Below are 10171 nucleotides of genomic sequence, written 5' to 3' on the forward strand. Positions count from 1 at the left end.
ATGCCCTCGGAAATAAAAAACCGCCCGAAGGCGGTCTCGTTGGTGCCGATGGCAGTTTGATCAGACGGGGGCCGGGGTGAAATCGACGTAGTACTTCTCGCCGACCTTGAACTGACCCAACAGGGATGGATTGTTGATATGAATTTTGAACTCGGCCGACGGCGAGTACTTCGCATAGGTGTTGTCCTCGTCACTCCCGTCTGCCGGGTAAGCCTTGGCTGCAACGGCGTTGAAGTGCAGAATCTCGCTGCTCTGGAATTGTTCGATCCGATTCAGTTGGACCTTGGCGCGCATGTTGGGCATCAGTGATGTTCCTTCTGGTGGTGAAAAAGCAAGAAGCCGCTCAAATGGCGGCGGTTACATGAGGCAGAGCTGTCGCTCTTGCTCGCGGCGCTGAACCAAGCCTGGCAGCACCTGCCCCTTGGAATAGACCCACTTGGGCAGTTCGTTGCAGGCCCCAACAGGATCGCCAGCATTGATCTTGCGCAGCATGGTGCTGCTCGCAAAATTGCCCGCGCCGGCGTTGTAGACGAAACTCGCGAGCGCAGCGCGGCGGGTCTCAGGCATCGGCACCTTGACCATGCGGTCGACAGTGGTGAGCGCAATGCCCAGATCGCCGCGCAGCAGCTCGTCGCACTGCGCCTGGCTCTTCACCTGCCCCACCCTCACGCCGGCCGTATGGCCGTAGCAAATCGTCGGAATGCCGACGGGATCGAGATAGGCCGAGAGCCGTGAGCCCTCGAACGCAGGCACAATCACGGCTGCGATCGCAATGGCGCCGCCCGCAGCCGCGGCGACGGCCCGCTTGATTAGCGGATTGGTCGTCTCGCTCATAGTCGATCCGGCCATTTGCCATGCATCAATGCCCACACTGCCCCCGCGAGCGCGACGAACGGCGTCAGGAATTTGGCAATTTTCCCGAGCACGCCCAGGAAACGGATGCCGCCCTGCATGATCTGAAAGACCTCGATCAGGCCCTTCATCGCCTCACCGGTCTCTTTGGTCTGCTCTGTGTTTGCGACCATTTCGGCCCGCATCGCGGCAAGATGCTGGGTCACGAAGGCGCGGAAATCGCTCTCGGACATTTCCATGATCTGTTCCTGATTCATGGTTCCCCGGAAATGAAAAAAGCCGCCCGAAGGCGGCGGTGGAATGCGTGGGTGGTAGCTGCCGGATTACGGCGCGACCTTATCGGCTGGCAGTGGCGTGTTACCCGCCGCGAGCCATCGCTTGAACTCTTCATAGTCGACGTTACCGTCGGCCATCGGAATGGTTGCGCCGTCCGAAAGGCGCGTGACGAAGCCCTCGGTGATGTAGAGCTGATACATGTTCAGAGCCTCGCAGTGATGACGAAAGCGGCGTTGTTAGCTGCACCTGCTGATCCAGACGCTACGGTTCCGGTAGCTGCCAGACGCAAACAGCGTGTTGAGTTGTAGTTGATGACAGGCGTGTTGCATTGAGTCAGGGAGAATGAAATCGACGGAACGGACGGGGCAACTCGCATTTCGACCGGATAGTCAATTCCGCAGGTTCCAACCGGAGCACTGACGGACCCCGCCCAACCGCTGATGAAGAGCGCTCCCACCGGCACGTTAAGCGCGTAGCGCTGACAGTCTTTGAGGTCGTCCGGATAGTTCTTGCGCGTGACGGCGGAAGCCACCGTGCCCTCCTCCAACTGCCACTCAGTGAACCAGAAATTCTTCGTCGTGACCGCGCCGCACGCGACCTGAACCTCGATCTCCAAGCCCTTCGAGCAATCGCCCAGAGCCTGAGTTGCCGTGACCACAGCGCCGGTCGCGCTCGCCACAGACGACGCCGAGCTGGTGCCGATCGTCGTCACCGCAGAGAAATCATCAGCGGTCGTGGTCGGCTTGCGGAACACCACCGTGTAATTGATGGCCGAGCCGACATCGTGCTGAACACCGATCTGAAACGTGCCGGTCTGGTTCTTGAATTTGACTGCGTCCGCCGCTTCCATTCGGTACCGCCAAGATACTTGGCCGGCGCCGGTCAGCGTGCAGCCAGCGAGTTTGGCCGCATACCCAGTTCGACCAACGGGCGCTGCCGTGTCTTGCGTCAGCGTGCCAGCGGTGATCGCACCGCCCGACGCCCACGCGGCAATCATCTCGACCGGACCGTACTGCGGCGACGTGGTAAGCGTCGGCACAGTCGACTGGATCGCGACCTGCGCGCCGCTGTTGAAGAGCTTGTTTCGAGACGACGCGGCCCCCGTCGAGCCGACACTGGATTGAAGCTGGGCAAGCTGCACCGCGTGCTGCGGCTGCGTCGCCGGAGCGACGGAAAACAATTGCGCTACGGCCCCGGCAAGCGCCGCGTAGCGCCCGTCCCCCGTTGCTTGGCTGATCTTCTGGGTGAGCGTCTCGGACAAGATAGGCGCGCCACTGTATTGCGTGATGTTCCCCGCGGTGATCGACGTCTGCCCGTTCGCGACCGTCACTACCCAGATCCCAGTCCACCCGGTGTCGGCCGCCGGCGTAACCTGCGTGCCCGTCGTCGCGGCGATGCCCGCCTTTGCCTGAATCGCAACAATCCCTTTCCGGAACGTGTTGCTGGTTTGGCCGCTGTTGTTGGGCCCCTGCCAGGGCTGCGAAGGGTTCGACGAGTTATAGAACTGCAGTACCACCGGCGTTGCATTGCCAGTCGTCGGATCGAGGCTTACGTCCTGATCCTGATATTGGACTTGGACCAGGTAGTTGATCGCTTGGCCGGCGGTCGGCGGCGGCGGGCAGGACACGAGCGTCGGATCGAGAAGAATCCCCTGCTTAAAGACCTGATGAGTAGTGTCGGCAGCCAACGTCCCGAACACCGTGGCCTCAAGCGGCGCAAGCGCGTAAATTTCCCCTGGACCGAGACTGACCTGCAGCGAGGCTGGCGACGTCGGCGCGCACGCCAGCCCATTGGCGATTGTGGACGTCCCGAGCACAGCCGCAGCCAACTTCCCGTGCGCGATCATGTTGTCCTGCGCCGGCTTCGTGAAAAACCACTCGTAGATCGATTGCCCGATCTGGGTAATGAGACGGTTCAAGGATTGCCCCCGAAATGAAAAAGGGCCGCACTTGGCGACCCTGGTCAATGAAGAAATTCTGCAATCAGCGGATGGCCACCCACATGACCGTGCCCACTGGCTTGACAGCGTCGACGGCGGCGTAGATGTCGGCGTCGGACGCCGACGAATGGGTGTAGGACGAAGAGTTCGTGTAGGACGAAGCGAGTGGCGTGTTCAGTGCCGATTGCGACGGCGCGGCGCAGTACGCCGCCCCAGCAGTGCCGCCCGTAGCGACGGGACGGAACGCGGTGATCATCGCCGTGTAAGGAACGGCCATCGAGCCTAACCGAGCGACGCCGCAGTAGCCGGCAGACGTTGGCGAGTTCAGCGCGCCCATGTCCATCGGCCGGTTCGGCTCGAAGATGGTCGGCGCTTGTCCGGTTACATCCTTCAGCACCTGGACCATCGCCGGCCGGGTACCCTTTCCCCGCAGCAGGTTGATGACGATCCGAATACGGAACGAATCATCGGACTGCCCAGGCTCGCGCATTAGCGCCGCGCCGAAGAAGTCCCACGCGATCATGTCAAGCCAGCCGTCGGTGGCCGTCGCAATACGTGTCTGCTGTTTCGCGTAGGCCCACAGCGAATAGACAAAGCTCAGGCCGTACGCGATGCCCGCCAGCAGCGCGTCGAGGATCTCGGCGACGCCCGGGAACCAGGCCGTCGGGAGCAGCGCGCGCAGGCGCTGAAACATGTCCTGTTGGTCACCCGTCATCACGTCACCTGCACCGTACCGGCTTTGATGGTCTGCTGCGACGTGGCAGCGAGGTCCGACGTGCCGCCGTTCAGCGTGACGCCGGTAACGTTCGTGACCCCGTCCGATGCCGCGTAGGCGACCTGCGCGAGGCGGGTGAAGCTCAGCGACACGCCGAGTCCGAGCGTGTTGATGTAGTTCTGAATCGCCGCTGCCACGAGGGCGACGGTTGCAGCGTGGTCGTACCCGCTCGCTGTCACAATTGCCATGACCACGTTGGCGATGACCGTATTGGGCCCATACACGCCGTATGTCACGCTCAGCGGGCGCACATCTTCAATCGCATTGGCCGCAGACGCAAGCAGCGTCGACGAAGGACTGCCCGTGCCGTCGTCGACGATCACATAGAAGAACCCGGGCTGCGCCAAGCCGCTGCGCTGCTGGTTTTCGGTAACCGTGGCGCTGACGTTCTGTTGCAGCGAAAGCACAGCATAGAGAACCGCCGCCTTCGTGGCCTTCGACAGACTGCCGATGTACGCGACGAAGCGGGCGCGCAGTGCCGTGTCGATCTCGGCATCGGCGCCGTTGGTAAACGCTGCGGCGTTGGTCACGGTGTCGATGCCGGGCATGCCCTGCACGATCGTGTTCACCGCACCGGCAACAACATTGCCGGACGCGCCAGCAACTTGAGCGAGCACCGGCACCGAAACGTAAGGCGTACCAGAGCCCAACACATAGGCGTTCTGAGTCGCGTCGTACGCCGGGTTCGTTGCATCCAGCGTGACTGCGAACGTCTGCGTGCCGTCCCCCGTCTGCACGCGCGCACCGATCGGCACGATCGCATTGAGCGTCGGCGTAAACCGAGCGAACTTCACGAGCCCGCTGGCCGGGTCAGCAGGAATTCGGGTCACCCCGAAATCAGCCATCCATGAATCAAGGTCGGAACCGCTCGACGTCGATGCCCGCGTGATGACCAGCAACTGCAGAATCAGCGATTGCAGCCACAAGGCAACAGCTGCGGTCGCCTCGACGACCGCGCGCAGCGTCGAGCCGATGGTGAGGTCTACGAGCCCCGCAGCAGCGCCCTGGATGGCCGTCACCTGCTCGCGCACCAGCGTCACGAAGTCTTTCGTGGAAATGGTCATTGATTCACGTTGAAACTGAGGGTGGCGGGCTGGCCGGTGGCCGCGTCCGTATAGCGAATCGACACGCTGACACCGCGCGCGATGGCTTGAACATCGATCACAGGGGCCGGCCGGCGGGCAACCGAGGCTTCACGCAGGATCTGACCGCGAATCTTGGCGCGGATGCGCCCCGCATCCAGCGTGCGCCCGACTTCGCGCGGCAGGCCCGCCCCGTAATCCAGATGGAAGATGTAATCGCCGGGTTCCGGCGGCGTCCCGCCAACGGCCGGGCCGCGCGGGTTGGTCATCAGGCGCCGCAAGATACGCTGTTGCGTCTGGTCGGCTCCGCCGACTAGCTGCAAATCGCCCGAGGCCGAGACGGTAAGGTCTGAGCCCCACATGTGATTCAAATCGCTCATCAGGATGCCTTGACCGTAGACGTCATGTGCGCCGCCCCCATCTGTTGATTCGGGGCAGCCGTGACCGTCCCCGTCTCGTTATGGGTGTGGCCGTTGAACAGGGACATGAACGCTGATGTGATGATGGAAAGCAGCGATTGGCCCGCCGCGCCAAGGTTGATGGCCGGCGCGGTGATGTTTGCCTGGCCACCGGCTTGCACGTTCACGTTCCCGGTGGCCTGGATCATGATCGTCGGCGCCGTGGCATCGATCTCGACCAGGCTGTTGATCGCGACCTTCCCGTCGTTCGTCATCTTCATGAACGCGCCGGATTTGTGCACCATCCAATACTCACCGGACGGCACCCGCATCGCCTGGTCGACGTCATTGAAGAATCGCGCCACCGCAACGGGCGTCTCGGCGTTGCCGAGGACGAAATCGACCTTTATCGCGTCCCCAATGGACGGTGCAAACACCACACCCCACCCTACCCCGACGGCCGCTGCCGCGAGCTGGATCCAGCCCGTTTCCGTCCCCTCCGGCTGCAGAAGCACTTTGACCGCGTGCGCGGCCGGGTCATAACTGCTGATCGTCCCGTCGCGCGATTCCGAGCGCGTGCCAGCATTCATCTGAGCCAGCCCGCGCATCGCGTTCGCAAGCGCATGAGGGTTCATAGCGTCACCGTCGAATCAGGGGCATGGTTTTTGGCGTTCAGCGACATCACGTAGCCATCGGTCATGCTCATTCGGCGAACGACACTGTCCGGAAAATATTTCTGGTCCCAGGCCGTATCCGTACCGGCAACCTCGACCATCGTTGTGACCCCGAGGATCGAGTCGGCGGGCATGCGGGAAATCTGAAGCTTCATCTCGTGCGCGATGAGTTCCGCATAGATCTTCTGGGCGCGTTCCAGCGCTTGCTCTTGTGTCAGGCCCGGAATGGTGTAGCTGTAGATCTGTGCGCCGCCGAATGGCTTCGCCTTGCCCGCCTGTGTCGTCTTGGCCTTGTTCGGGTACGACACCGTGAAGCCCTTCTTTTGCTTGGCGTTCCACGTCCGCACCACGACCTGGATGCCCCGGGACACTGTCAGCGCACGGCTGAATTTCATGTCCACGACATTCGCTTCGGGGTAGCCCTTCGTGTCATCCGGCGGAACCCACTGAATCAGATAGGGCGTCGAGTCGGGATCCGTCTTCGGCTCGAAGTGCAGTTCCTTGCCCTTGACGTACACGACGAACCCCTCGATGTGCGCGAGATATGCCAGCAAGTCCCACTCGCTACGCTGATCGGTCAAGTTGACGTGATCGATCTCGTAGTACTTGCCAGCCTTGGCGTTCGTCGCAGTGACCACCGGCGTAAGGCCATGACGCTGCGCGAGCTGCGTGGCGATCTGCGACGCGGTCAGGTTCGGCCACTTCTCGGTTGTCTTTGCGTCGATGAATACCGACGTGAGATCACGCCCGACCAGCTCGATCGTGCCGGCCACGATGTCGAAATCGATATCGTCGACGCGGCCGTACAGTTCGCTGACAAGGTCCGTCAACTCATACCTGTCTGGGTCATTTGGATAGCCCCCGAAAAGCTCGACGAACATGTCCGACTGCTCGGAAAACCAGCGCGCGTCGCGGTCGCTTGGCAGCATGTCGGCGACGAACGTCACCCGAAAGGTGTCCGCTGAGTAGAAACCGTTCGACTCAGCTTCCCAGCTCACCCAGCCCGTGATCAGCGTGTCATTCAGCTTTACGGCCCCTCGTGGCCGGGTGGCAGCAGCTGCAATCGGCACCTGGTTGAGGCTACGCATTGAACACGCCCCCCGTGGGCACGTTGTACGGCGGGATCTTCACCGAGTTCACGCCGTTCAGCACCGGATCGGTGATGCCGTTTGCCGCGGCGACCGTCGTCCACCCCATCGCGTCGCCATACTCGTTGGCGGCCACGCGATAGAGATTGCCGCCAGCGAGGGTTAGGCTCTTCGTTCCAGCGTTGATCGTGCCGAGGTTCTTGCCGAGGCGCCCGACCACCGTGTTGAGCTGAGCCAGCACTGGCAGTTGCGTTGCAGCGGTCACTTGCTGAGTCAAGCGCGCGATATTCTGAGAAATCGGGTTGTTCGGCAGAATGCCGCCCAGTGTCGTGACATTGAGCAGCGTGTTGTTCGTCGACGCAATCAACGTCTGAACCCGCGAGCGCACCGCATTGAGCGGTTGTAGCACCCCGTTTATGGTGCTTTGCGCGGCCTTGGCGAAGCTCGACACCTGACCGATTGCCGTGTTGAGGCCACCTACCAGCGCGGACAGCGGACCGTCGCCGACCAGGTCAGAGAGGCCGCCGATCGATAGCATGTCGTCGCTCACGAGAGCGTCGATGCCCGCGTCCGGCACGTCGCGCACCGAGCGCGTCAGGTCTTCCACGACCTCACACGTGATGCGGTACGGAAGCTGGTGCCAGCGCTCGAAGTCCGCCGTGAATTCGCGGATGACGACGAGGTAGTAGAGCTCGGACCAGATCAGTTCGAGTTCCTGGCCGGACTCTTTCAACGTCTTCAGGTACAGCGCGCGCTCGAGGGCATTGGAACCGAAAAACAGGCCCGACCACGACAAAGGTTCCGGATCGTCGCCCATTGCCTGAACGTGCCGCACGCCACCGACCATCTTGTGCACGACCAGCGCCTGCTGGCCGCCAAAGCGGATGCTTTCAGGGACCTCATGGCGCGTGAAGCTGAAGTCGCCGAGCATGAGAACAGTGTCTGGGGTCATTTTGCGTAGTTCATGCCGACCGGGGGCAGCCCGAGACCGACGTCGTACATGCCAGAGCCGAGCGGACGAGACACTTCCCGCGCCTGAATTGCGGAAGTGCTTGAAGCAATCTCGCGCCGGCCGCTTTCGGTCAGGAAGAGCTTCGCCTGAAGTGGACGCTGCCCCTGGTCGCGGGTTGCGATATGGCGGCTCTCGTACCTGACGCCGTCGACGCTCGGCGCATTTGGCGTTCCCGGCGCCGCCGGGGAAGTCGATTCCTTGTCGTCACCGCCGAATGGCAATAGCGACTTCACCCATTTCCATTTCGAGACAATCCAATCGGCCACGGCGCCAAGGGACGACTTCACCATCTCCCAAGCGGCGGTCAACTTCGGCCCCACTTCATCCCAGTTCCGCCATAGCAGGTAGGCGGCCGCAGCGATTGCGGTTATCACAAGCCCGACGGGGTTAAGAAGAAGCGCACGACCAGCGATCAGGAGCGCTCTGCCGAGCCACATCAGCCCCGTTCCGAGAACACCGAAAAATCGCCCGATGACGGGTCCCAGACCGAGGAACTTAATGATTCCAGCAGTCATCAGCACACGTCCAAGCACGGAAAGCGCAACGGCAACACCGGCAAAGCCGAGGACAATCGTCTTCGTTGCCGCGCCGTTGCGCTGCATCCACTGGGAAATGCCGTCGAGCGAATCCGCAAACTTGATCATGTAGGGGATCAGGCGCGGCAGCACTTCATATCCAAGCCGAGCCTGGACGTTTTCCCACTGCTTATGCATCGCGCCGGATGCCAACTGAGGGTTCGTTTTCAGCAGCTTCTGGTACGTGTCCATGCTGTTGCCTTCGGACTCGACCAGCTTGCGGTCACGCTCGAATTGAGCGGCCTTCTTGATCAGCGTCGAAACGCCGAACTCTGCGTTCCGATCGCCGAAGAGCATCGCCGTGGCCGTATCGAAGCCGACGTTGCGGGTCTTCATCAGCTTCTCGATCGCCGGGCGTGCAATCGTGTTTGCCCACTCGAACGGGTTCGACAGAAACAGTTCCGTGCCGACGATCGACCCCGGCTTGATGTGGCGATTGCCCGCCCCACCCCGCCCGACGCCATTCGCATTGACCAGCCCAGCATCGAGCCAGTTGCCAATCATCTTCTCGGGGATCCGGCCGCCCGCGATCGCGCGGCGCATGGTCTCAAGAATCGTACCGGCGGACTGCGCGCCGCCGCTGCCCGTCTTGACCTCCTGCATCAGCGTCGGCAGGTACTTGTAGACGAAATCGTCGTCCAGACGCATCCCGGACGTCTTCGCCGTCTTGAGTGCCATGTGGTAGTCGTGCACATTCAGCGTGCCGCCAAATGCCATCAGCGTCCTGGCCATCATGTCGGCGTTGCGCTGCATGGTTTCCATGCTCATCACGCCCGTGTTGCGCAGCTCGATCGCCTTGACCATATCGAAGGCGACATGCTCTTGCGGTTTGCCGCTCAGGGCTTCCATCACTGCGCGCGTGCGCTGCACCACAGGCAGAATGCCGTAGGCTTCGTGCATGTGATCGGTACCAAAGACGGACCGCAGTTCGCGGATGGCCGACAGGTTTTCGGCCGCACTGCTCGTGAGTACGTCCTTGGACGTCTTCCATGCCGCTCCGGTCGCCTCCGCGATTTCCTTCTGCGACATCCCCGATGCTCCCATCAGGGAAAGCTGTCGCGTATACTCCTTGGACACCTCAAGAGTTTTTCCGAGCGAGCCGAGCATGCCGTCGCCGATTTTCATCGCGGCAAAACCCGCCCCCGCAAGCTTCAGCGCGTTGAGTTGCTTTTCGAGCTGGACCGCTTGGCCGTGCGTCTTGAGGATGTCCTTACCCAGCAACGCCAGCCCCTGCGTGGCCAGATTGACCAGCCGAACGCGGATGCCAATCGAATAGGCTTCAAACATGGGAAAGATTCTCTATCGGATGCAGGAATGGGCCGCTGATCGGTTCAGCTTCGTCCAATACCCAAAGGTCCGCCGTGCACGCGCGGACCGAGTTTCGGGCTCGTGGGCGGGGTCGCTGTTGAAGTGGCTCGTCTTCGCGATTCTGATGTGGTGGCTTTGGGCGCCGGTTCTGCTGGTCGTGGCCTTCTTCGTGCTCGCAAGCTTCGGCAATCA

General features: G+C 61.9%; 13 protein-coding genes. 1 reads left to right on the forward strand and 12 read right to left on the reverse strand.

Annotated features, from left to right (window positions below; translation table 11 throughout):
- Positions 1–60 precede the first annotated feature (60 nt).
- From BGP02_RS05015 to BGP02_RS05070, 12 genes are all read right to left on the reverse strand, one after another.
- The gene (locus tag BGP02_RS05015; RefSeq protein WP_174978294.1) at positions 61–303 is read right to left on the reverse strand and encodes a hypothetical protein; all 243 of its coding nucleotides are present in this window, start codon (positions 301–303) and stop codon (positions 61–63) included.
- Positions 304–357: 54 nt separating this feature from the next.
- Positions 358–834 (reverse strand): lysozyme, encoded by a 477-nt coding sequence (locus BGP02_RS05020; protein ID WP_286798048.1) that lies wholly within the window; start codon positions 832–834, stop codon positions 358–360.
- The gene (locus tag BGP02_RS05025) at positions 831–1109 is read right to left on the reverse strand and encodes a hypothetical protein (protein WP_286798050.1); all 279 of its coding nucleotides are present in this window, start codon (positions 1107–1109) and stop codon (positions 831–833) included. Before BGP02_RS05025 ends, BGP02_RS05020 begins: the two co-directional genes overlap by 4 nt.
- A 66-nt stretch (positions 1110–1175) precedes the next feature.
- A complete protein-coding gene (locus BGP02_RS05030; RefSeq protein WP_286798052.1) occupies positions 1176–1328 on the reverse strand; it encodes a hypothetical protein in 153 nt (50 codons plus the stop codon).
- A 2-nt stretch (positions 1329–1330) separates the two neighbouring features.
- Positions 1331–3046: a hypothetical protein gene (locus BGP02_RS05035; protein ID WP_286798054.1), complete on the reverse strand. Its 1716-nt coding sequence runs from the start codon at positions 3044–3046 to the stop codon at positions 1331–1333.
- 64 nt (positions 3047–3110) lie between these two features.
- Positions 3111–3782 carry a UCP028438 family phage-derived protein gene (locus BGP02_RS05040; RefSeq protein WP_286798056.1) on the reverse strand — a complete coding sequence of 224 codons (672 nt, stop codon included), beginning with the start codon at positions 3780–3782 and terminating at the stop codon, positions 3111–3113.
- The gene (locus BGP02_RS05045; protein ID WP_286798058.1) at positions 3782–4906 is read right to left on the reverse strand and encodes a baseplate J/gp47 family protein; all 1125 of its coding nucleotides are present in this window, start codon (positions 4904–4906) and stop codon (positions 3782–3784) included. The genes BGP02_RS05040 and BGP02_RS05045 overlap by 1 nt, the downstream gene beginning before the upstream one ends.
- Positions 4903–5304 carry a phage tail protein gene (locus BGP02_RS05050; RefSeq protein ID WP_286798060.1) on the reverse strand — a complete coding sequence of 134 codons (402 nt, stop codon included), beginning with the start codon at positions 5302–5304 and terminating at the stop codon, positions 4903–4905. Before BGP02_RS05050 ends, BGP02_RS05045 begins: the two co-directional genes overlap by 4 nt.
- Complete coding sequence (locus tag BGP02_RS05055; protein ID WP_286798062.1) at positions 5304–5912, reverse strand: phage baseplate assembly protein V; 609 nt, start codon at positions 5910–5912, stop codon at positions 5304–5306. The genes BGP02_RS05050 and BGP02_RS05055 overlap by 1 nt, the downstream gene beginning before the upstream one ends.
- Before the next feature lie 41 nt (positions 5913–5953).
- The gene (locus BGP02_RS05060) at positions 5954–7084 is read right to left on the reverse strand and encodes a hypothetical protein (RefSeq protein WP_286798064.1); all 1131 of its coding nucleotides are present in this window, start codon (positions 7082–7084) and stop codon (positions 5954–5956) included.
- Positions 7077–8036, reverse strand: a complete 960-nt coding sequence (locus BGP02_RS05065; protein WP_286798066.1) for a hypothetical protein — start codon at positions 8034–8036, stop codon at positions 7077–7079. The genes BGP02_RS05060 and BGP02_RS05065 overlap by 8 nt, the downstream gene beginning before the upstream one ends.
- Positions 8033–9958 (reverse strand): phage tail tape measure protein, encoded by a 1926-nt coding sequence (locus BGP02_RS05070; RefSeq protein WP_286798068.1) that lies wholly within the window; start codon positions 9956–9958, stop codon positions 8033–8035. The genes BGP02_RS05065 and BGP02_RS05070 overlap by 4 nt, the downstream gene beginning before the upstream one ends.
- On the opposite strand from BGP02_RS05070, the gene BGP02_RS05075 reads away from it, so the two are divergent.
- On the forward strand, positions 9957–10171 hold a 215-nt coding region (locus tag BGP02_RS05075), incomplete at its 3' end, for a hypothetical protein (RefSeq protein ID WP_286798069.1). The genes BGP02_RS05070 and BGP02_RS05075 overlap by 2 nt on opposite strands.

The organism is Pandoraea sp. 64-18, from assembly GCF_001899225.1.
Lineage (GTDB): Bacteria > Pseudomonadota > Gammaproteobacteria > Burkholderiales > Burkholderiaceae > Pandoraea > Pandoraea cepalis.

Coding starts and splice junctions, on each gene's coding strand:
- BGP02_RS05015 (WP_174978294.1), bottom strand. CDS start 303: ATGCCCAACATGCGCGCCAAGGTCCAACTGAATCGGATCGAACAATTC.
- BGP02_RS05020 (WP_286798048.1), bottom strand. CDS start 834: ATGAGCGAGACGACCAATCCGCTAATCAAGCGGGCCGTCGCCGCGGCT.
- BGP02_RS05025 (WP_286798050.1), bottom strand. CDS start 1,109: ATGAATCAGGAACAGATCATGGAAATGTCCGAGAGCGATTTCCGCGCC.
- BGP02_RS05030 (WP_286798052.1), bottom strand. CDS start 1,328: ATGTATCAGCTCTACATCACCGAGGGCTTCGTCACGCGCCTTTCGGAC.
- BGP02_RS05040 (WP_286798056.1), bottom strand. CDS start 3,782: ATGACGGGTGACCAACAGGACATGTTTCAGCGCCTGCGCGCGCTGCTC.
- BGP02_RS05045 (WP_286798058.1), bottom strand. CDS start 4,906: ATGACCATTTCCACGAAAGACTTCGTGACGCTGGTGCGCGAGCAGGTG.
- BGP02_RS05050 (WP_286798060.1), bottom strand. CDS start 5,304: ATGAGCGATTTGAATCACATGTGGGGCTCAGACCTTACCGTCTCGGCC.
- BGP02_RS05055 (WP_286798062.1), bottom strand. CDS start 5,912: ATGAATGCTGGCACGCGCTCGGAATCGCGCGACGGGACGATCAGCAGT.
- BGP02_RS05060 (WP_286798064.1), bottom strand. CDS start 7,084: ATGCGTAGCCTCAACCAGGTGCCGATTGCAGCTGCTGCCACCCGGCCA.
- BGP02_RS05065 (WP_286798066.1), bottom strand. CDS start 8,036: ATGACCCCAGACACTGTTCTCATGCTCGGCGACTTCAGCTTCACGCGC.
- BGP02_RS05070 (WP_286798068.1), bottom strand. CDS start 9,958: ATGTTTGAAGCCTATTCGATTGGCATCCGCGTTCGGCTGGTCAATCTG.